Annotated in this window: 23 protein-coding genes and 1 pseudogene; 16 read left to right on the forward strand and 8 right to left on the reverse strand. The window is 74.6% G+C overall.

What is annotated here, in order from left to right:
* Nucleotides 1-22: 22 nt before the first annotated feature.
* Nucleotides 23-685, reverse strand: a complete 663-nt coding sequence (locus tag GA0070603_RS30920) for a response regulator (RefSeq protein ID WP_091321277.1) — start codon at nucleotides 683-685, stop codon at nucleotides 23-25.
* Nucleotides 682-1,827, reverse strand: a complete 1,146-nt coding sequence (locus GA0070603_RS30925) for a sensor histidine kinase (RefSeq protein ID WP_091321279.1) — start codon at nucleotides 1,825-1,827, stop codon at nucleotides 682-684. The genes GA0070603_RS30920 and GA0070603_RS30925 overlap by 4 nt, the downstream gene beginning before the upstream one ends.
* A gap of 74 nt (nucleotides 1,828-1,901) precedes the next feature.
* Here GA0070603_RS30925 and GA0070603_RS30930 point away from each other — a divergent pair, with 74 nt between their 5' ends.
* The 6 genes from GA0070603_RS30930 to GA0070603_RS30955 all read left to right on the forward strand — a co-directional run bounded on the left by GA0070603_RS30930 (nucleotide 1,902) and on the right by GA0070603_RS30955 (nucleotide 6,309).
* Nucleotides 1,902-2,225, forward strand: coding sequence for an ArsR/SmtB family transcription factor (locus GA0070603_RS30930; RefSeq protein ID WP_208862978.1), 324 nt, complete (start codon nucleotides 1,902-1,904; stop codon nucleotides 2,223-2,225).
* Complete coding sequence (locus GA0070603_RS30935) at nucleotides 2,222-2,710, forward strand: SRPBCC family protein (protein ID WP_091321283.1); 489 nt, start codon at nucleotides 2,222-2,224, stop codon at nucleotides 2,708-2,710. The genes GA0070603_RS30930 and GA0070603_RS30935 overlap by 4 nt, the downstream gene beginning before the upstream one ends.
* An 81-nt stretch (nucleotides 2,711-2,791) precedes the next feature.
* Nucleotides 2,792-3,544 (forward strand): hypothetical protein, encoded by a 753-nt coding sequence (locus GA0070603_RS30940; RefSeq protein WP_091321285.1) that lies wholly within the window; start codon nucleotides 2,792-2,794, stop codon nucleotides 3,542-3,544.
* On the forward strand, nucleotides 3,544-4,446 hold the full coding sequence (locus tag GA0070603_RS30945) for a peptidoglycan-binding domain-containing protein (RefSeq protein WP_208862979.1): 903 nt from the start codon (nucleotides 3,544-3,546) through the stop codon (nucleotides 4,444-4,446). Before GA0070603_RS30940 ends, GA0070603_RS30945 begins: the two co-directional genes overlap by 1 nt.
* A 148-nt stretch (nucleotides 4,447-4,594) precedes the next feature.
* Entirely contained in the window at nucleotides 4,595-4,849 is a 255-nt protein-coding gene (locus tag GA0070603_RS30950; RefSeq protein ID WP_091321287.1) for a hypothetical protein, read from the forward strand.
* 92 nt (nucleotides 4,850-4,941) lie between these two features.
* Nucleotides 4,942-6,309, forward strand: a complete 1,368-nt coding sequence (locus tag GA0070603_RS30955; protein ID WP_091321289.1) for a pyridoxal phosphate-dependent decarboxylase family protein — start codon at nucleotides 4,942-4,944, stop codon at nucleotides 6,307-6,309.
* A gap of 30 nt (nucleotides 6,310-6,339) precedes the next feature.
* Here GA0070603_RS30955 and ddaH read toward each other — a convergent pair whose 3' ends face one another.
* The gene (gene ddaH / locus GA0070603_RS30960; protein WP_091321292.1) at nucleotides 6,340-7,110 is read right to left on the reverse strand and encodes a dimethylargininase; all 771 of its coding nucleotides are present in this window, start codon (nucleotides 7,108-7,110) and stop codon (nucleotides 6,340-6,342) included.
* A gap of 51 nt (nucleotides 7,111-7,161) precedes the next feature.
* Nucleotides 7,162-7,671 carry an RrF2 family transcriptional regulator gene (locus tag GA0070603_RS30965; RefSeq protein WP_091321293.1) on the reverse strand — a complete coding sequence of 170 codons (510 nt, stop codon included), beginning with the start codon at nucleotides 7,669-7,671 and terminating at the stop codon, nucleotides 7,162-7,164.
* Nucleotides 7,672-7,800: 129 nt separating this feature from the next.
* Between GA0070603_RS30965 and GA0070603_RS30970 the strand changes: the two genes are divergently transcribed.
* Nucleotides 7,801-8,541 (forward strand): SDR family oxidoreductase, encoded by a 741-nt coding sequence (locus GA0070603_RS30970; RefSeq protein WP_091321295.1) that lies wholly within the window; start codon nucleotides 7,801-7,803, stop codon nucleotides 8,539-8,541.
* Nucleotides 8,542-8,616: 75 nt separating this feature from the next.
* Here GA0070603_RS30970 and GA0070603_RS30975 read toward each other — a convergent pair whose 3' ends face one another.
* Together GA0070603_RS30975 and GA0070603_RS30980 are read right to left on the reverse strand one after the other, a co-directional pair.
* Entirely contained in the window at nucleotides 8,617-10,860 is a 2,244-nt protein-coding gene (locus GA0070603_RS30975) for a hypothetical protein (protein WP_091321297.1), read from the reverse strand.
* 74 nt (nucleotides 10,861-10,934) lie between these two features.
* A complete protein-coding gene (locus GA0070603_RS30980) occupies nucleotides 10,935-14,087 on the reverse strand; it encodes a hypothetical protein (protein ID WP_244282665.1) in 3,153 nt (1,050 codons plus the stop codon).
* Between the two features lie 150 nt (nucleotides 14,088-14,237).
* Between GA0070603_RS30980 and GA0070603_RS30985 the strand changes: the two genes are divergently transcribed.
* From GA0070603_RS30985 to GA0070603_RS31005, 5 genes are all read left to right on the forward strand, one after another.
* Nucleotides 14,238-14,699, forward strand: coding sequence for an SRPBCC family protein (locus GA0070603_RS30985; protein ID WP_091305374.1), 462 nt, complete (start codon nucleotides 14,238-14,240; stop codon nucleotides 14,697-14,699).
* Nucleotides 14,696-15,046: an ArsR/SmtB family transcription factor gene (locus GA0070603_RS30990; protein ID WP_091305378.1), complete on the forward strand. Its 351-nt coding sequence runs from the start codon at nucleotides 14,696-14,698 to the stop codon at nucleotides 15,044-15,046. Before GA0070603_RS30985 ends, GA0070603_RS30990 begins: the two co-directional genes overlap by 4 nt.
* A 24-nt stretch (nucleotides 15,047-15,070) precedes the next feature.
* On the forward strand, nucleotides 15,071-15,514 hold the full coding sequence (locus GA0070603_RS30995; protein ID WP_091305382.1) for an SRPBCC family protein: 444 nt from the start codon (nucleotides 15,071-15,073) through the stop codon (nucleotides 15,512-15,514).
* An 89-nt stretch (nucleotides 15,515-15,603) separates the two neighbouring features.
* Nucleotides 15,604-16,194: an NADPH-dependent FMN reductase gene (locus GA0070603_RS31000; RefSeq protein WP_091305384.1), complete on the forward strand. Its 591-nt coding sequence runs from the start codon at nucleotides 15,604-15,606 to the stop codon at nucleotides 16,192-16,194.
* Nucleotides 16,195-16,271: 77 nt separating this feature from the next.
* Nucleotides 16,272-16,904 (forward strand): dihydrofolate reductase family protein, encoded by a 633-nt coding sequence (locus tag GA0070603_RS31005; RefSeq protein WP_091305387.1) that lies wholly within the window; start codon nucleotides 16,272-16,274, stop codon nucleotides 16,902-16,904.
* A 31-nt stretch (nucleotides 16,905-16,935) separates the two neighbouring features.
* Here GA0070603_RS31005 and GA0070603_RS31010 read toward each other — a convergent pair whose 3' ends face one another.
* Nucleotides 16,936-17,163 carry a hypothetical protein gene (locus GA0070603_RS31010; RefSeq protein WP_091305390.1) on the reverse strand — a complete coding sequence of 76 codons (228 nt, stop codon included), beginning with the start codon at nucleotides 17,161-17,163 and terminating at the stop codon, nucleotides 16,936-16,938.
* Between the two features lie 332 nt (nucleotides 17,164-17,495).
* Between GA0070603_RS31010 and GA0070603_RS31015 the strand changes: the two genes are divergently transcribed.
* The 3 genes from GA0070603_RS31015 to GA0070603_RS31025 are packed head-to-tail and all read left to right on the forward strand — an operon-like array spanning nucleotide 17,496 to nucleotide 19,173.
* Nucleotides 17,496-18,161, forward strand: a complete 666-nt coding sequence (locus GA0070603_RS31015; protein WP_091305394.1) for a hypothetical protein — start codon at nucleotides 17,496-17,498, stop codon at nucleotides 18,159-18,161.
* Complete coding sequence (locus GA0070603_RS31020) at nucleotides 18,158-18,553, forward strand: phage holin family protein (protein ID WP_091305396.1); 396 nt, start codon at nucleotides 18,158-18,160, stop codon at nucleotides 18,551-18,553. Before GA0070603_RS31015 ends, GA0070603_RS31020 begins: the two co-directional genes overlap by 4 nt.
* Nucleotides 18,554-18,576: 23 nt before the next feature.
* Nucleotides 18,577-19,173 (forward strand): DUF3618 domain-containing protein, encoded by a 597-nt coding sequence (locus GA0070603_RS31025; RefSeq protein ID WP_091305399.1) that lies wholly within the window; start codon nucleotides 18,577-18,579, stop codon nucleotides 19,171-19,173.
* A gap of 18 nt (nucleotides 19,174-19,191) precedes the next feature.
* On the opposite strand, the gene GA0070603_RS31030 is transcribed toward GA0070603_RS31025, so the two are convergent.
* Nucleotides 19,192-19,698: a cupin domain-containing protein gene (locus tag GA0070603_RS31030; RefSeq protein ID WP_091305402.1), complete on the reverse strand. Its 507-nt coding sequence runs from the start codon at nucleotides 19,696-19,698 to the stop codon at nucleotides 19,192-19,194.
* Nucleotides 19,699-19,915: 217 nt separating this feature from the next.
* Between GA0070603_RS31030 and GA0070603_RS31035 the strand changes: the two are divergent.
* A pseudogene (locus GA0070603_RS31035) lies at nucleotides 19,916-20,153 on the forward strand (VOC family protein); the annotation flags it as partial.

Raw genomic sequence — 20,153 nt, forward strand, 5'->3', positions numbered from 1 at the left:
CCGCGGCACCGGCAGGCCGTGGTCAGGAGGGGGTGAGCCAGCGGGGCACGGTCAGGCCGGACTCGTACGCGAGGATCACCAGCTGGGCGCGGTCCCGGACCCGGGTCTTGGTCATGATCCTGCTGACGTGCGTCTTCGCCGTGGCCGGGCTAAGCACCAGGCGTGCCGCGATCTCGTCGTTGGACAGGCCGGCGGCGACGAGCGCCATCACCTCCCGCTCCCGTTCGGTGAGCGCGGCCAGCCGCGGCCCCGGGTCCGGGTGGGTGGCCCGGGCGGTGAACTCGGCGATCAGCCGGCGGGTGATGGCCGGCGCGATGAGCGCGTCGCCGCGGGCCACCACCCGCACGCCGTGGATCAGCTCCGCCGGCTCGGTGTCCTTGACCAGGAAGCCGCTCGCGCCGGCACGCAGGGCGCCGTAGACGTAGTCGTCCAGGTCGAACGTGGTCAGGATGATCACGCGGATGTCGGAGTCCGGGGCGATCTGCCGGGTGGCGGCCAGGCCGTCCAGCCCGGGCATCCGGATGTCCATGAGGACGACGTCCGGGCGCAGCTGTCGGGAGAGCCGCACCGCCTCGGCGCCGTCGGCGGCCTCGCCGACCACCTCGATGCCGGGCTCACCGTCGAGGATGGACCGGAAGCCGGCGCGTACCAGGGTCTGGTCGTCGGCGAGCAGCACCCGGATCACGCCGGGTCTCCCGCCGGCACCGGGCCCGGCCGCAGCGGCAGCCGGGCGCGGACCCGGAAGCCGCCGTCCGGCCCGGAGCCCGTGGTCAGCGAACCGCCCAGCGCCCGCGCCCGCTCGCCCATGCCGAGGATCCCGTTGCCGGGCGCGCCCGGCGCGGTGGTGCCGTCGTCCTCGACCTCGACGAGCACGTCGTCGCGGTCGGACCGGACCCGCACCACCGCGGAGGTGGCCGTGGCGTGCCGGGTCACGTTGGTGAGCGCCTCCTGGACGATCCGGTACGCCGCGAGGTCGACCTCCGGTGGCAGTGGCCGGATCTCGGCGACCTCGGTGCGGATCGCCAGCCCGGACCGCCCGGCCGTGGTGACCAGCTCGCCGAGGCGGTTCAGGCCCAGCGCGGGCGTGGTCGGCGCCGCGCCCTCCTGCCGGAGCGCGTCAAGTGTGCCGCGCAGCTCCCGCAACATCTCCTTGCTGGTCTGCTTGATCGCGGTGAGCGCCTGCTCGGACCGGGTGGGGTCCGGCCGGTGCAGCGCGGCGCTGGCCTGCACGTTGATCAGCGAGAGGTGGTGGCCGAGCGCGTCGTGCAGGTCGCGGGCGATCCGCAGCCGCTCCTCGGTGGCCCGGCGCCGGGCCTCCTCCTCCAGCCGCCGCTCCGCGGCGAGTGTCCGGGCCCGTGCCTCGGCCAGGTAGGCCCGTCGGTTGCGGGTCACGCCGACGATGACGGCGGTGAGCCAGCCGGCGTGCAGCAGCGTGGCCCCGTTACCGGTGGTCGCGGTTCTGCCGGCGCCGTCCGCGACGGCGAAGGCGGCCACCGAGGCGACGCCGAGCCCGATGGCGACGGCCAGGTGTCCCTCGTCGACCACCGTGTAGAGCGCCACGACGAACACCAGCATGATCGGCCCGGGGCGGTGCAGCAACGCCCCGTACGCGGCGACGGCGGCAAGCGCCACCACGCCCACCGCGACCGGATGGCGGCGACGGAGCCACAGCGCGCCGGAGGAGGCCAGCACGGCTGCCAGCGCCGCCCACTCGGCGGCGGTGTCGATGCCCCGCGACTGCGCCACGAGGCCGCCCAGGGCGACCAGGCCGACCACGAGCACCAGGGCCACGTTCGTCGCCCGGCCGTGCCGAAGCCCCGTCCACATGCGTCGAAGCCTAACCCTCCCCGGCCGGCGCGCGACCCTTGACGCTGGCATCGGTAAGCCGTAACGTACCGTTCGTGGCTACTTACCGAACGGCCGACGGATGGGACGCGTTGGGCGATCCGACCCGGCGCGCCATCGTCGCCTGCCTGGCCGAGCGACCCCGCGCCGTCGGCGAGCTCGCCGACGAACTGCCGGTCAGCCGGCCCGCGGTGTCCCAGCACCTCAAGGTCCTCAAGGAGGCCGGGCTGGTCACCGACCAGGCGGCCGGCACCCGCCGGGTCTACCGGCTCAACCCGGCGGGGGTGGCCGCGCTGCGCGACCAGTTGGAGACGTTCTGGCACCGCGCGCTGGACAGCTATCAGGACGTCGTCGAAGAACCGACCGAGGAGACACCATGACCGGAACAACAGCCGCGGCCGTCCGGCGGCAGATCGTCGTCGAGGCGCCGCTCGAACGGGCGTTCACCGTGTTCACCGAGCGGTTCGGTGACTTCAAGCCGCCGGAGCACAACCTGCTCGGCGCGCCGATCGCGGAGACGGTGTTCGAGCCCAAGGTCGGCGGCCACATCTACGACCGGGGCGTCGACGGCAGCGAATGCCGGTGGGCGCGCGTGCTCGCCTTCGAACCGCCGCACCGGGTCGTGTTCAGCTGGGACATCAGTCCCCAGTGGCAGGTCGAGGCCGACCCGGACAACACCAGCGAGGTCGAGGTCCGGTTCGTCGCCGAGACCCCGCAGCGCACCCGCGTGGAGCTGGAGCACCGCCACATCGACCGGCACGGGCCGGGCTGGCAGGCCGTCAGCGACGGTGTCGGTCACGACGAGGGCTGGCCGCTCTACCTCGCCCGGTACGCCGCGCTGTTCACCGGAGCGTCCGAAAGTTAGTTTCGGGTCAATCGGCACCAACGGCAAGAATATCCAAACGGGCGTGGACCGGGCCGCGGGCGACCGCTAGCTTCCCCAGTCATGTGGAAGATTGTCGATGTCTCGCGCGGCCCGGCCGCGGCGGTCACCGCCGCCGCGCTTTCCGTCGTCCTGATCGGGGCCGTGCCCGGCACGGCGTACGCGTACGCCGACTCGGCCACCGGCACCGTCAACACCGCCGGCACGGCGCTGAGCGTCCGGTCGGGACCCGGGACCGGCTACGCGGCCTGGCGCACGGTGTCCGACGGGTCGACGGTCACCCTGCTGTGCCAGACCAACGGCCAGTCGGTGACCGGCACCTACGGCACCACGACGCTGTGGGACCTGCTGTCCAACGGCGGCATGGTCTCCGACGCCTACGTGCACACCGGCTCGGACGGCCAGGTCGTCAACAGTTGCGCCTACGTCGGCGACGAGCCGTCGTCGAAGACGAACCCGCGGTCCGCCAACGGGGCGATCGACTGGGCCTTCCAGCGGTACCGCTCCACCGCCTACGAGAACCTCTGCCTGGCCTTCGTGGCGCAGGCGTACGGGTGGGGCGGCTCGGGCTGGAACACGGCGGAGATCGGCGGCGACTGGGAGAGCAGCAACGGCTACCTGAAGACCTCCGGCATCCCGCCGCGGGGCGCGCTGGTCTGGTACCACAACTCCGTAGGCACCGGCCACGTGGCGATCAGCCTGGGCGAGGGCAAGGTGATCGGCACCTCCGTCGGCGGCGGGGTCGGGGTGGCGGGCTACCTCGACCACGGCTCCTACCGCGGCTGGTCGGTCGCCTACCTGCCGGCGGCCTGGTGATGCCGGGAACGTCGGCCGGGCCGGGGCCGCGACCCGGGCGCCGCGACCGGCCGGCGGCGGGGACCCTGCTGGACCGGAGGGGACTGCTCGGCCGCGCGGCCGCGGCGACGCTCGGCGCGGTCGGTGCCGGGCTGCTCGCGGCGGGTCCGGGCCGGGCGGCCCTGCCGGAGGTCGACATGGAGGCGCTGATCAAGGCGGCGCAGATCGACCCGAGGCGGGTGGACACCGCGATCACCGCCGGCAGCCGCGACAGCGTGCTCCTCGTCGAGCGGGCGCTGCGGGACCGGGGCCTGCTCGCCGCCACCTACGTGGACGGTCACTTCGGCACCAGCACCGTGGCGGCGTACGCCGCCCACCAGCGCTCCCTGGGGTACTCGGGCCTCGACGCCACCGGCCTGCCGGGGCTGACCTCGCTGCGGGCACTGGGAGACCAGCGGTTCACCGTGGTCCCGCCGCTGAGCCCGGGCGGTGTCCTGGACTTCCGTGGCGCGCGCGTGAACAGCCGCACCAGGGCCATGTTGCTGGAGGCCGAGCGGTTGCTCGGCCGGCAGTTGGCGATCAGCCAGGGCTCGTACAGCACGAGCGACCCGACCTCGGCCGGCACCCACGACGGGGGCGGCGCGCTGGACCTCGCGGTCGACGGCATGTCCGGCACCTACCGCACCACTGTGGTCCGGCACCTGCGCCGGGTCGGTTTCGCCGCCTGGCTGCGGACGCCCGCGCAGGGCGACTGGCCCTACCACATCCACGCGGTGGCGCTGGCCGACACCGACCAGTCGGCGCCGGCACAGCACCAGGCCGGGGACTACTACCTCGGGCTCAACGGGCTGGCGAACCGGGGCCCCGACGACGGGCCGGTGGTCAGCCCGGTGCTCACCTGGGAGGAGTACCAGCGGAGCTGATCCGGCGGATCGCGTAACGGCACCACGACCCACAGCGCTCATCCTGTGCAGAGAACGCTTGCCAGCACCCTCCCCGGGGCGGGCGGACGATCGAGGTTCAGGGCCCCGAGGCGCCGCCCGGTCCACCCGAGCAGCACAGGAAGCACTCATGGCCGAGACCGCACCGTCCATCCCACGCCCACAGCGACGGCCGGAGGCCGCAGCGGCGGAGCCGACCGAGCCGGAGACCGCGGCTCAGGTCCAGGAGCCCGAGCCGGAGGAACGGCAGAGGTCGACCTGCCGGCACTGCCGGCAACCCGTGTTCAAGGACTGGCTGTGGGGCTGGATGCACACGACCAGCGGATACCTGTGCCAGGATCCCGCCACCGGCGAGCGGCTGTGCCAGCCCGCCACCCCGGTCTGACTCCTCGGACCACCACGGCGGGCGGCGCCCGCAGGTTTCGCCGGCCCGCACGCCTGGCGGGAGCTGACGGAGGACGGGGATAGGGTGCGGCCGTGGAGGATCTGAGGCACCTGTTCCGTCTGGCCGCAGACCACGCGGCCGCGTACCGCCGGTCGTTGCCGGAGCGGCCGGTCGGCGTGCCGCTCGACCGGGCCGCGGTGACCGACGCCTTCTCCGGCCCGCTGCCCACCGCCCCCTGCCCACCGGAACAGGTGGTGGCGGACCTGCTGGCCGCGGCCGAGCCCGGCCTGGTCGCCAGCGCCGGCCCGCGGTACTTCGGGTTCGTGGTCGGCGGCGCGCTGCCGGCGGCGACCGCGGCCGACATGCTCGCCGCCGGGTGGGACCAGCTCGCGTTCAACGCCGTGACGTCGCCGGCCGCCGTCGCGGCAGAGGAGGCCGCCGGCGGTTGGCTCAAGGAGCTGCTCCGGATCCCGGCGTCGGCGTCGGTGGGTTTCGTGACCGGCGCGCAGGCGGCGAACACCGCCGGGCTCGCCGCCGCCCGGCACCAGGTGCTCGCCGACGCGGGGTGGGACGTGGAACGGCGCGGGCTGCTCGGCGCGCCGCCGATCCGGGTGATCGCGGGGGAGGAGCGGCACGGCACGATCGACCGGTCGCTGCGTCTGCTGGGCCTCGGCGTGGACGTGGTGGAGCCGGTGCCGGCCGGGCCGAACGGCGCCATGGACGTCGGCGCGCTGCGGGCCCTGCTGCGGGCCGGCTCCGCGGGGCCCACGATCGTGTGCCTCCAGGCCGGCAACGTGAACACGGGGGCCTGCGACGAGCTGCGCGAGGCGTGCGAGCTGGTCCACCGGCACGGTGGCTGGGTGCATGTGGACGGGGCGTTCGGGCTGTGGGCGGCGGCGAGCCCGGGCCGGCGGCACCTCGTGGACGGGCTGGAGCTGGCGGACTCGTGGGCCTGCGACGGCCACAAGTGGCTGAACCTGCCGTACGACTCGGCCTTCGCGTTCTGCGCCCGGCCGGACGTGCACGCGGCCGCGATGTCGTACGCCGCCGCCTACCTGGTCGGCTCCGGCGGCGCGCCGGCGGGCGCGGACCTCACCGCCGAGTCCTCCCGCCGGGCGCGGGGGTTCGCCGTCTGGGCAGGGCTGCGCGAGCTGGGCCGCGACGGGGTCGCCGCGGTGGTCGACCGCTGCTGCGCGCTGGCCCGCCGGTTCGCCGCCGGGCTGGCCGCGGCCGGATTCGAGGTGGCGAACGACGTGGTCCTCAACCAGGTGCTTGTGGGCTTCGGCGACGACGGGCGCACCGACCGGGTGGTGGCGGCCGTGCAGGCGGACGGCACGTGCTGGGCGGGCGGCACGACGTGGCGGGGCCGGCGACTCATGCGGCTCTCCGTGTCGAACGCGGCCACGACCGAGGCGGACGTGGACCGGTCGGTCGCCGCGATCATCCGCCTCGCCGGCTGACGTCGACCGCGACGCGCCGGCCGGGGCGGGTCAGGCCCCGGGGATGAGCACGCTCAGGCAGGTGACGCAGCCCTCGAGCTTCTCGTACTCGCTGATGTCGACCACGACAGGTGTGAAACCGAGGTCCGCGACGAGCGCCGCGGTGCGCGGCGCCGACGCGGCCAGCAGCACGAGGTCGCCGCCGAGGGGCACGACGTGGCAGCCGGCCTCCTCGTCGACCGCGCGCACCGGCCGCCCCAGGGCGGTCGCGTCGAGCAGTTCCGGCAGCGCGAGCAGGGTGCCGTCGGGCAGCGCGGTCACGGCCGACTTGAGGTGCAGCACGTCGCGCAGCGGGACGGGGACCACCGTGCGCCCGCGGGTCGCCAGGTGGGCGCCGAGCTGGGCCGCGCCCGCCTCGTCGGTGCGGCCGCCCCGGCCCACGTACACCGTGTCGCCGATCTGCAGCACGTCGCCGCCGTCCAGCGTGCCGGGCGCCTCGATGCGCACGACCTCCAGCCCGGCCTCGCGGACCGCCTTCTCGGTGCCGGCGACCTCCGGGCGGCGCTCCGGCGCGCCCGGCCGGGTGAGCACCGCCAGGTCGTCGCAGACCACGACGGTGTCCTCGACGAACACCGAGTCGGGGCACTGCTCGGCGGGAGCGACCTCGCGCACCTGCCAGCCGGCCTCGGCGAGCGCCGCCCGGTACGCCTCGTGCTGGCGCCGGGCGCGCGCGACGTCCACGTCGCTGCGCTCGATGTGGGTGACCAGCCCCTCGGCCAGCCGGTCACCGGGTTGCCGGACCAGGGCGGTGCCTCGCGTCATGCCGCCAGTCTGCCCGCGCCGGGCACCGGGCTCAAGGGAGGGGCCCGGTGGCTACCCCGCCTCGGCGGTCGCCGTGTCGCCTCCGTCCGGCCCGCCGAGCCAGGTGCGGATGCTGCCGAGCGCGGTCGGGCCGTAGTCGTCGTCGACGCCGCCGGCGAGGTCCGCGATGGTGACCGCCTGGAGCGCGGCGCGCCAGGCGGCCTCGGCGCCGGCCATCGCGCGGGCGATGGGGCACGGCCGGGTGCAGGCCTCCGCCGGCGTGGCGAGGGGGCCACGCTGGCGGATCTCGGTGCACACGAATGCGGGCTGCGCGCCGTCGACGGCGGTGACCACGTCGAGGACGGTGATCAGCTCGGGCGCCCGGGTGAGGACGTATCCGCCCGCCTTGCCCTGGACGGAGGTCACCAGGCCGGCGCGGGAGAGCGCCTGAAGCTGTTTGGCCAGGTAGCTGCCGGAGACGTCGTGCAGTTCCGCGAGCCGGGCGGCCGGCACGGGGTCCGTCGCCGTGGTCAGCACCACGCAGCAGTGCAGCGCCCACTCGACCCCGCCTGACAGCTTCATCCGATCACCCCCGCTTGACTCGGACAAAGGCTATCCGATTATTGTCTCGGACAAGAAGTATCCGAGTTCGAGGCGGGGTCCTCGGCGAAGCGGGCGTGCCCTCCGGCACGCCGTGGAAGGGTGAGAGCCATGAAGGTCACAGTCATCGGTGGCACCGGACTGATCGGCTCGCAGGTGGTCCAGAAGCTGAGGGCCGCCGGACACGAGGCCGTCCCCGCGGCGCCCTCGACGGGCGTCGACCTGCTCACCGGGGAGGGCCTGGACCGGGCGCTGGAGGGCGCGCAGGTCGTCGTCAACGTCGCCAACTCGCCGACCTTCGACGACGCCTCGATCGACTTCTTCCGTACCACCATGAACACCCTGCTGGCCGCCGGGGAGCGGGCCGGCGTGGGGCACCAGGTGGTCCTCTCGATCGTCGGCGTGGACCAGGTCCCCGAGCTCGACTACTACCGCGCCAAGACCGTCCAGGAGGACCTGCTGCGGCAGGGGCCCACGCCGTACTCCATCGTGCGTGCCACCCAGTTCTTCGAGTTCATGAACGCGGTCCTGTCCTGGACCGCCGACGACAGCACCGTCCGGCTGCCCGCCACCCGGATCCAGCCGATGGCCGCCGCGGACGTCGTCGACGCGGTCGTCGACGTCGCCACCGGGGCGCCGCTGAACGGCATCCGCAACGTCGCCGGCCCGGACGTGTTCGCCCTCGACGAGCTCGGGCGGATCACCCTGGCCGCGCGGCACGACGACCGGGACGTGGTCACCGACGACAAGGCGGGCATGTTCGCGGTGGCCGGGCAGGACGTACTGATCGGGGGCCCGGACGCGCACCTCGCGCCCACGCACTACCGGGACTGGATCCGGTCCACCCGCTGACCTGGGCGCGGGCGCGCAACCGCCGGCGGACGTCTCCCGGGAGGCGTCCGCCGAGCCCGGGGGCGCCGTCCCGGATCACCGTGACTCCGGGTCCGGCGGCTCGCGGAGGCGGTCGACCAGCTCGCGCGCCGCCTGGGCGAACCGCCGGTCGGACTCGCACGGCCGGTGTCCCTGGATCGGCGGCGGGACGCTGTCGCCGGGCGGGGCCACCACCTCGGCGGGATCCCGCAGTCGGCGGTCCACGGCCGCGGCCGCCCCGCCGACCGTGGCCGGCGCGCCCGGCCGGTGCGGGGAGAAGATCCAGCCGCCGACCGGGTCGGTGTCGCGCCACAGGTTCAGCCACCGCCAGCCGACCCGGGCGCCGACCTCGTGCAGCACCTCGTCGTCGAGGTAGGCGGGGAAGAGCCGGGCGTAGAGTCGGCGCAGGGGCGAGGCGTGGGTGAGCAGGGCGACCCGGTCGCTGATCCCGGGCGGCAACTGGAGCACCGTCGCGGCGGCCAGGACCGAACCGTGGCTGTGTCCCGTGAGCAGCACCGCGTGGCCCCGGCCGACCAGGTACGTGATCCGCCGGGTCAGCTCCGGCACGGCCCGTTCGGCGTAACAGGGTGGCGCGAAGGGGTGCGCGGCCCGGGGCCAGAACGTGCCCAGGTCCCACAGGACGCCGACGTGGCGCCGGAACTCCACCGTCCGGTAGGCGAAGATCGCGCCGACCACCAGGCCGAGGATGATCGCGGCGATCACCCAGCTGCCGAACGCGATGCCGAAGGTGACGAGGCCGGCCGGCACCCCGGCGTACCGCTCGAAGACGTCGCCGGGGCGCAGGTCCAGCACGCCGATGGTGGTGGTGGCCGTGCCGAGCCCGGCGAGGCAGGCGTAGACCACCGCCAGCGGGATCAGGCGCTCGGTGAACCGGGCCTTCGCGATCGCCCGCCGCACCTGCCGCAGCCGCGGCCCGGCTTCGGCCGGCGGGTCCGGATGGTCGCGCGCGACGATCGCCGCCGCGGCGCGCGACCGGCCGGGTCGGGTGGCCAGCGTCACCAGGCCCGCCACGGCAAGCGTGACGAGCGCCGCCCGGAAGAAGCCGTAGATCGCCCAGGTGTACGCCCGGGGCGGCCCGGCGGCCGGTCCCGCCGCGGGCGGCGCGTTGCGGTCCAGGAAGTCCGCCACCCGGTAGACCGTCTCGGCGGAGTACGCCACGGCCAGGCCGATCGCCGCGGCGGTGCTCGCCAGCGCTCCCAGCCCGAGCAGCGGCGTGGCGCCCGGCCGGCGGTCCCGGGGCCACAGCAGCACGGCTCCCAGCGCGGCAAGCAGGGCGGTCTGGGTGACGAACAGCCAGGTGAGGGTCGCGTCGTAGCCGGGGAGGCCACCCCCCTCGGGCCAGCGCGCCGGGCCGGTCAGGACGTGAAGCCCGACCACGACGGTCAGGACGACGGCGCTGGTCCGCAGCATGCTGGTGACCCGGTCGAGTCGCCGGTCCTCGGCGGCCCGGTCGATCAGCGCGGGCGTGCAGAGCATCACCACGCAGGCGGCCAGGACGGCGCCGGTCACGACGGCCAGCGCGACGGTGCCGGCCGAGGCGCCGGGGGAGGCGCGGGCGGCGAGCAGGGTGACGTCGAGTGTCGCGAACGCCGCCGCGACGTGGAGGGAGCGCAGCCGACCCACCAGCGGCTCCGCGTCCCACCTGCCGACGGTGCCGAGCCGGTGCCCGGAGACCCCCGCCTCGGGTGGGCGGAACGCGTCGAACGCCCGTCCCGGCCGGGTGCTGGCACGCCAGACCAGGCCGACGGCGGCGGCCGGGACCAGTCCCAGGACCGCCAGCCGCAGCCCGGCCGGTCGCCCGCCCAGCCAGGACAGCCAGCTGCGCCCGGCCAGGCAGTGCGGCGAGGCCAGGCAGCGCCAGGCGACGAGGTCCAGCGCGACGCCGGCGAAGGCGAGCACGTACAGCGCGGTGAGCGTGAGCGCCAGCAGGCGGCACAGCGCCCGGACCGTCGCGTCCGAGCCGTGGTTCCCCGGGCGCATCCAGATGGCCAGGTTGGCCAGCATGAACGGCAGCAGGAACACCAGCGACAGGGTCCGGCCCATGGTCCCGGAGGGCAGGTCACCCCAGCGGTACGCCTCCACCGTCGCCCCGTCGGCGCCGGCGTCGGGACAGCGGTGGCGGAGCCGGTAGAAGCCGCCGTCGCGGTCGCCCGCGACCTGCTCGACCGGCGGCAGGTCCGGGGCCTGGCCGGCGCCCGCGCTGGCGGCCCCGTGCACCCGCAGCTCCACGACGTCGTCGGACGTCCCGGGCCCGCTGCGCCGCGCTGCTGCATCCGACATCGGCCCCCCGAGCCGTCCTGAGGGTCCGAACCGGGTCGACCCGGTCGCGGCCCGCCCCGCGCCAACGGGGCGGTCTACCCCACCCGGTCGGGCCCAACCCCGCGCCGGGGTGCCGGTGCCGGGCGGGGTCGTTGCGCTCGCTGGTGCGGGTGGTCCCTGCGCACCACGGAGAGCAGCAGGCCGGCCGCGGCCAGGGCGGCTCCGGCGACGGCGGCGTACGCCGGGAGGTCGGTGGGAATGCCCAGGTAGACGGTGATGCCGAGGATGCGGGACAGGCCCCAGGGCAGCAGCGCCATCTGGTCGTTCCACACGGTCAGCGCCCGCTCCAGGCCGATCGCCGTGACCAGGCCGGCCAGCAGCCCGAGCGGCACGCCCGCAGCGGTCAGGGTCAGCCCGACGGCGCGGCGGCGCGGCAGGCCGTACCGGTCGCGGAGGACGACCGCGGTGGCCACGAAGAGCCAGCAGAACGCCGCGAACGCGACGGTGAGGTAGGCGGCGCGCAGCGCCGGCGCGGTCCAGAAGGCGAACCAGTACCGCCCCGGCCCGCGCCCGGCCAGCGCAGCCAGGAGCAGCGTGCTGCGCAGCAGCGCGACCCCGCCGACCACGGCCCACAGGTGGAACGGGTCGCGCCGGCCGACCACGAGGCGGACGACGAGGGCGAACAGCGCCCATCCGCCGAGGGTGACCAGCAGGTGCGCGGGGGCCGCGAACCAGGTGAACACGAGCCGGCTCGCCACCAGGACCACAGCCGGCAGCAGCCAGACCAGGATCCGGTCCGCCCGGGGCACGGGCGCCGGCAGCGCCGCCACCCGCCACGGCCGGACCGCGCCGAGCAGCAGCCCGCGCGCGGCGCCGCCACCGACCCCGCGACCCCGCAGGCCGAGCAGCACCACCGCGAGGATCAACGCGAGCAGCGCCCGGGCCGCCCACGCCATGGCCGGGTCCCGGTCCGCGCGCCGCGCCCCGAGGTCGGCGGCCGTGAAGTTGTACGCGGGCAGGTCCAGGTCGGCGCCGTAGCGCTGGCGGTGCGCGTCCCGCGCCGCGTGGTACGCCGTCTCGGCCGCGCGCCACCCCGCGTAGGCGTCGGGGGCGCCGGTGTCCAGCCACTGCGCGTGCCGCAGCACCATGGTCCGGTAGGCCGCCAGCGCCTCGAACAGGTTCACCTCGTAGTCGAGCGTGTCGGTGAAGTGCTCGCGCAGCCCGGCGTCGCGCCACGTGCCCGGGTCGGTGGCGGCGACCAGATCGCGCATGCGCCGGGCCAGCGCCACGGCCTGCCCGCCCTCGTCGATCGCCGCGTCGACCCGGTCGCCGGTCACCGCGTAGATGCTGTCGAGCGCGGCGGAGTCGCCGGTCGGGATGTCCCACTCGAAGATCCACATCATGGGCGGCGGCTCCAGCCCGAGCGCCCGCACCGACCGGTCGGCGTACGGCCCGATGTAGAGGCCCTTGGTGACCGCCTCCCGGGACAGCGCCATGGCCTGCCCGATCGCGGCGACGGTGGCCGGGTCGGCGGAGAACGTCCGGTACGCCCAGTCCGCCGTGACCTGCGCGGGGTCGGCGTCCGGGTCCCAGGCCAGCCGGGCGACGGCGTACGTGTTGAGGTCGTAGAGCTGCCAGAACCCGCTGCGCAGGTAGAGCGACATGGGCCCGGCGCGCAGCGGGCCGCCGTCCTGCGTCCAGTTCCAGACGCCCTCGACCCTCGGGTTGGCGGCGAGGAACGCGCGCAGCGCCTGGCGGTGCAGCGGGCCGAGGTCGTTGGGCAGCGCGCCGAACCCCTCGAACTCGCGCCGGGCCTGGAACTCCACGATGCGGCGGTGCGCGCCGGCCAGCAGTGTGGTGTTCAGCGGCAGGTGGCTGTAGAAGTCGCCGAGGACGTACTTGGTGGACACGATCAGGTGCGGGTCGTCGAACCCGCCCAGCACCCGCGCGTACGACCCGGGGTTGGTGTGCAGGTCGCCGACGGCGCCCACGCCGACGGTCCAGGTGCGGAAGATGATCTCCCGGCCGGCCTGTCCCGCGGTGTCGAGCAGCGCCCGCAGCATCGCGCGCACGGACGCCTCGGTGGTGACGGCGAGCTTCGAGGAGTAGTCCCAGCCGTCCCCGGCGTACACCTCGCCGCCCTCACCGACGCGGACCATCAGGCCGTCGACGAAGGGCAGGCTCTCGAACAGCTCGGCCAGCCCGGCCCGGTAGACCGCCCACAGCCGGGGATCGGTCACGTCGAGGCCGCCGACGGTCCTGGTCAGGTACGCCTCCAGCGGCGGCGACACCGCGAGCATGTCGGTGAGCAGGAAGACCTTCACGCCCATCTCCTCGGCGTACCCGAAGACCGGGCCGAAGGCCGCGACCATGGCCCGCGCGCGGTCGACGTGCGGGTCGCCGGGCGGGTAGACGGCGTGCCCGTCGCCGACCTTCGCGAAGGTGACGTACTCCAGGAAGCCCGGCACGACGACGGCGTTGTAGCCCTGCGCCACCGAGTGGTCGACGAACTGCCGGAACTGCGCCCCGATGCGGGCCACCGCGGCGGCGTCCACCCACGGCGCCCGCGGCAGCAGCGCCTCCCGGACCACGTCGGTGTTCAGGTTGTAGTCGTCGCCCGCCGCGAAGGCGGCCGGGTCCGGCTCGCGGCCCACCGAGCCGACGTCGGTCAGCCGTAGGCCGAGCCGGGGCGTGACCAGCCGGCCCGCGTCGGCGGCGGGCAGCGCCTCGGCGCCGGAGCGGATTCGGTCGGCGAGCCGGTACAGCCCGGCCGCGACGCCCGCCACGTCGCCCCCCTCGACGGTCAACTCGTTCCCGCGGACGTCCATCCGGTACGACTCGGGCGCCGGGTCCGGCGCGGCGAGCACGCCCGCCCGCAGCGTGGTCACCGCCGCGAGGTCCGGTGCGCGCGGTCCGGCCGGTGCGTCGGTCCGGGGCGCGGTCGGGCCCGGCGGGGCCGGTGTGACGACCGGGCGGGGCAGGCCGCGGGAGACGAGCGCGTCCGCGACGGCGGCGGCGGCCTTGCGGGTACGCAACTCGTCCGGCACGACCACGGCGGCCAGCGGCGGCGCCGGCGCCGCGACCCGTGGGGGCGCGGCCGCGACGTCCTCGCGCGGCACGGTGGCGGGGCGGTGGCTCAGCCCGAGCGCGCCGTCGACGCCCCAGGCCACGCCCGCGCCGAGCAGCAACACGACGAGGGCGGCGGCGAGCAGCGGGTACGGCCGCCGGACCGGAGCAACGCGAATCACGCTCGCATGGTAGGGGCGCTTCCGCCGCCGCCGGCTCGTCGAATCCGGTGAGCGGCCCTCTCCGTCCGGACCCCGAAACGCAACTATTGGTTGCGCGAGGCGCGCCGCCGGGGTAGCGTCATGTGCAACCAAACGTTGCAGGAGGATGCCGTGGAATTCGGAACCATCGAGCGCGAGATCTACGTCGAGGCGTCGCCCGAGGTCGTCTTCGAGGTGGTGAGCAGCCCCGACCACCTCAAGCAGTGGTGGCCGGACGACGCCCGGTACGACCCGACGCCCGGGTCGACGGGGGAGATCGTCTTCGGCGATCCCGACGCGGGTGGGGCGGTGGTGCCGTTCACCGTCGTCGACGCGCGGCCCCCGCAGCGGTTCTCGTTCCGGTGGACGCAGCCGGCCGGCGAGGTCGCGGCGGAGGGCAACTCGCTGCTGGTCACCTTCGACCTGACCCCGTCCGGCGGCGGAACGCTGCTCAGGATGACCGAGACCGGCTTCCGCGAGATGGGCTGGGAGATCGCCGTCCTGGAGCAGCAGTACCGGGAGCACGTCACCGGCTGGGACTTCTACCTGCCGCGGCTGGTGTCGTACGCGGCGACGGTGGAGGTGCGGGCGTGAGCACCGGGGTGGCCGAGCAGGTCGACGACGATCTCTGGTCCGCGATCGGGGATCCGACCCGCCGGCGGATGCTCGACCTGCTGCTGGTCGAGGGCCACGGCACCGCGACCACGCTGAGTCAGCAGATGCCGGTCACCCGCCAGGCGGTGGCCAAGCACCTCGGCGTCCTCGACCGGGTCGGCCTGGTCCGGGGGACGCCGGAGGGCCGCGAGAAGCGGTACCGGGTGGACGACGCGCAGCTCGCCCGCGCGGTGGCCCAGCTGGCCTCGGTCGGATCGGCGTGGGACGCCCGACTGCAGCGCATCAAGCGGATCGCCGAGGCGATCCAGCGCACCCGACAGGACTGACGAACGAGAGCAGGGAGAGACGAGATGGTGGACATCCTGCACCGCGTCGGGGTCAAGACCCCGACGCCGGCGAAGGTGTACGAGGCGCTGACGACCGTCGAGGGCCTCGCCGGTTGGTGGACGGACGACACGAAGGGCAGCGCCGACGTCGGTGGTGTCCTGGAGTTCCGCTTCCCGCCCGGCGGCTTCGACATGGAGGTCGTCGAGCTGCGGCCGTCGGAGCGGGTGGCGTGGCGGGTGGCCGACGGCCCCGAGGAGTGGCTGGGCACCACGATCGACTGGGACCTGCGCCAGGACGGTGACTACACGATCGTGCTGTTCGCGCACCGGGGCTGGCGGGAGCCGGTGGAGTTCATGCACCACTGCAGCACCAAGTGGGGCTCCTACCTGATGAGCCTGAAGTCGCTCGTCGAGACCGGCGACGGGGCGCCGTCGCCGCGGGACGTGCAGATCAGCGACTGGCACTGAGCCCGGTGATGATGCCGTTCGAAACCATGCCGACCGGGTAGACGCCGCCCGTGCTCGCGCTCGACGGGCCACGGACGGAAGGGACGGCCATGACCAGGATCGGCATCATCATCGGGAGCACGCGTCCCGGACGCAACGGGGAGGCGGTGGCCCGCTGGGTGCACGAGATCGCCTCCCGGCGCGACGACGCCCAGTACGAACTCGTCGACATCAAGGACTTCAACCTGCCCCACCTCGACGAGATGGCGCCGCCGTCACTCGGCCAGTACACCCAGCCGCACACCCTGCGATGGGCCGAGAAGATCGCCTCCTACGACGGCTACGTCTTCGTCACACCGGAGTACAACCACTCCACCTCCGGCGCGCTGAAGAACGCGATCGACTTCCTCTACGCCGAGTGGAACAACAAGGCGGTCGGGTTCGTCAGCTACGGCAGCGTCGGCGGCACCCGGGCGGTGGAACACCTCCGCCTGGTTGTCGCCGAACTGCAGATGGCGGACGTACGGGCCCAGGTCGCGCTCTCCCTCTTCACCGACTTCGAGAACTTCAGCGTCTTCAAACCCGGTGACCACCAGGTCGGTGCGGTGAACACGATGCTCGACCAGTTGGCCGCCTGGAGCGGCGCCCTGGCGCACCTGCGCGCCGGCACCACGATGGCCACCCCGCAGTCCGGCGCGTAGCCGGCCGGACCGATGAGTTCCGCCCACCGAGGCGGTCTGCCGAGGGACGGAGTACGCACCGAAGGGGGAGGAATCCCATGGGCAGGCTCGTCGTGACGGAGTTCGTGACGCTGGACGGGGTGGCGCAGGCACCGGGGCAGCCCGAGGAGGACCGCGCCGGCGGCTTCGCCCACGGCGGGTGGCAGGCGCCGTTGCTGGACCACGAGTCCGGCGCCGCCATGTTCGCGCAGGCCAGCAGCATGGACGCACTGCTGCTGGGCCGCCGGACCTACGAGATCTTCGCCGACTACTGGCCGACGGCGCCCGCGGAGATCCCCTTCACCGGGCTGCTCAACCGGGTGCCCCGGTACGTGGCGAGCCGCACCCTCCACGAGCCGCTGGGCTGGGAGGGTGCGACGCTCCTCCGCGGCGCCCTCGCCGAGGCCGTCACCGGGCTCAAGGAACGCCACGACGAGGTGCACGTGATCGGCAGCCTCGACCTGGTGCAGTCGTTGCTGCGCCTCGGCGTCGTGGACCGCCTGAACCTGTGGCTCTACCCGCTGACGCTCGGCAGCGGCAAGCGGCTCTTCGCGGGCGGCACGGTCCCGGCGGCGTTCCGGCTCACCGAATCGGTCACCCACCCCTCCGGCGCGCTCCAGTTGACGTACGAGACGGCGGGCACCCCGACCTACGGCAACCTCGCGCATCCGGCCGACGGCCGGGACGGTTGACCCGCCTCGGTCCGGGCCGGTGGACAGCCAGTCAGCGGCTCGTCGCCGCCTCCCGGTCGCGACCCGCCGCGGCGCCGTCGAGGGCGTCCATGCGGTCAAGGGCGACGGCGCCATCCGCGCGGGCCCACGCATCGCCGGCGGGCGCCGCTCCCGCGCCGCGCCGCCCTGCCCGCAGGACCGCCAACCCCACCGTCACCGCGGACAAGGACAACACCGCCGCCTGCAGCAGCCGGCTTCTCCTGGCGCGCCTACGCTTCACCTGATCTCTCCCTTCACCACGGGTGTCTCCGGTCCCATCGTGAAGGCGCGGGAGCGAAAGCGCGGCACGTTCGGTGCGGTTGACCCGTTCGGGCTGTTCCGGCCGGCGTGGCGGCACACCCACCCCCGTGGCATCCCACCTGGCCAGCGGGCGGGCATAACTCCCGCGCCGGCGGGCATTCCCCGACCGGCCCGAGCCGAACACGACATATTCGACGCCGCCTCCGCGCGCACGTCAACGAGGCCCGATCCCGTCCTTCACAGGGGAGTCTGGCGTCGCGGGGGAGTTTCCCGGCCGCGTCGGCGGCCGGGAGCGAGGGAGGGAGCAGGGCCATGACGGCAACGAACCAGAGCCGCCCGCCGGGCGGCACCGGCGAGCAGGCCCGGCAGGAGGCTTCCCGGGTCGGCCAGGCCGCCACACAGACCGGTGGCAGGGTCGCGCACGCCGCGAGCGAACAGGGCGGGCACGTGGCCGCCGAGGCGTGGCAACAGACCCGGAACCTGACCGGGCAGGCCACGACGCAACTGCGGGACCAGGCCCGAACCCAGCAGCACAGGGCCGCCGACGGGCTGCGCGACCTCGGCCGCGAGCTGGGCTCGATGGCGGAGCGCAGCGGTGAGTCCGGCCTGGCCGGCGAGGCGGTGCGACGGGCGGCGGACGCCGCGCAGCGGGCCGCCGGGTGGCTGGACCAGCGGGAGCCCGGAGAGGTGCTGGACGAGGTGCGGGGGTACGCCCGGCAGCATCCGGGCACGTTCCTCGCCGGCGCCGTCGTGGCGGGTCTGCTGGTCGGCCGCCTCACCCGCAACATGACCGCCGCCGACGGGGCAGGCCCCGGCGCGCAGCCGGCCCAGCCCGCGCCGACAGCGCCGGCGTCGTCCGAGCGGACGGTCGAGGCGCCGTACGCCGGAGAGCAGCCGTACACCGGGGTGGCCCGGGCGCAGAACGTGTCGCCTCCCGGCCGGCCCGAGCCGGAGGTCCCGGGCGGGGTGGCGCCGTGAGCGCCCCGGAGAAGGAGCGGAGCCAGGCCTCCGTCGGTGACCTGCTGGGCGACGTGACCCGGGATCTCTCCACGCTGGTCCGCCAGGAGGTCGAGCTGGCCAAGGCGGAGCTGCGCGAGGAGGCGAGCCAGGCCGGCAAGGCCGGCGGGATGTTCGGCGGGGCGGCGCTGGCCGGTTTCCTGGCCGTGCTGTTCGTGTCGTACGCCGTGTGGTGGGGCCTGTCGAACGTGATGGACGAGGGCTGGGCCGCGCTGATCGTCGCGGTCGTCTGGGCGGTCGCCGCCGCCGTCCTGCTCGCCAACGCCCGGACGAAGATGCGGCAACTCCGTGCGGTCCTGCCGCGGACGAAGCAGACCGCGCGGGAGATGCCGCAGGCCATGCGAGGTCGGTGACCGAGCCAGGGAAGGAGCGGGTCATGTCCAACGATCCGGACCGGATCCGATCGGAGATCGAGAACACCCGCAGCGAGTTGAGCAGCGACGTGGATGCCTTGACCGACAGGATGAACCCGCGTCGGATCGCCGGTGAGCGCGTCGGGCAGGCACGCGGCGCGCTCAGCCGGGCAAAGGAGAAGGTGATGGGCGCACAGATGGACGGGCACGGCGTAGGCCAGCGGATGTCGCAGGCCACGGGTTCGGTCCGCGACGAGGCGCGGTCACTCGGACAGCAGTCGCGGGAGCAGGCGCAGGGCAACCCGCTCGCCGCCGGCCTGATCGCCTTCGGCGCCGGCCTGCTGGTCTCCTCGCTGATCCCGCCCAGCCGCCACGAGCGGCAGTGGGCCGGGCAGGCGCGGGGCATGGTCGGCGAGCACTCCGCCGGGCTGCGCGAGCAGGCGAGCCAGGTCGGTCACCAGCTCCGGGACAACCTGCGGGAGCCCGCGCAGCAGGCGGCCCAGTCGGTGCGGTCCACCGCCACCCAGGGCGCATCCGCTGTCCGGGACCAGGGTCGGTCGGCCGCCCACCAGGTTCGGGAGGAGACGCAGGCGGCCGCCGACGACCTCCGCCATCGGTGAGCGGACCCTGCTCACGCTTCAGACCGGGGCCTCGTACTGATCGTGGCGGGCGTACAGCGCGGTCCACTCCCGCCGGGTGAGCCGGCGGCCGGAGGTGACGATCTCGGCCAGTTCCCGGAAGTACGGCTCGCGGGGGGCGCCCGGCGTGAACAGGACCAGCATCGACGCCGCGAGACCCGAGTTGTTGGCGAAGGCGTGGATGCCGCCGGGCGGCACGTACAGGTAGTCCCCGGGCCCGGCGTCGATCCACCGGTCGCCGGTGAGGAGGGAGACCGTCCCGTCGAGGATGAAGAACGACTCGGCGAACGTGCGGTGGTAGTGGCCGCGGGGCGTGGTGTCGGCCGGGGGTGTGGCGGCCATGTCCCACCGGTAGAGGCCGAACGCGCCGTCGGTGGTCGCCCCGGTGGCCAGGTGACCCACCGTGGTCCGGCTTCCGATCACCACATCGGGCGGCGCGTCCGCCGGCCGGAAGGTGGCGGTCAGCGCGCCCGCGGGGCCGGAATACCGCGGCGGTGGATAGGACATGGGGGCTCACCTCGGCAGATCGTCGCTCTCGTCGGATTCGAGCCTACGAAGGCGGCCGGCCGGTCGGGGAGGGCCAATTCCAGGCCGTGCCGCTGGGCCGATGCGGGTCCTGCGGTGCACCTGAGCCCTCGATCACGGCGATGCGGAAACGGGGCAGTTCGGGCGTGGGGGAGCAGTAACGTGGCGGGCGAGAGGCCAGGCCACCAGGGAGGTCGCGATGAGCGCGACGGATGTCCGCCGCAACGACGCGAGCGGCACGCCGAGCCGGAACATCGACCTGAAGCTCGAGGTGGTCGTCATCCCGGTGGCGGATGTCGACCGCGCCAAGGAGTTCTACGGGCGCCTCGGGTGGCGGCTCGACCGCACGCCGCCCGGGATCGTCCAGTTCACGCCGCCGGGCTCCGGGTGCTCGGTCCAGTTCGGCCCCACCCTCACCGCCGCGGCGCCCGGGTCGG

The organism is Micromonospora chersina (assembly GCF_900091475.1).
Lineage (GTDB): Bacteria > Actinomycetota > Actinomycetes > Mycobacteriales > Micromonosporaceae > Micromonospora > Micromonospora chersina.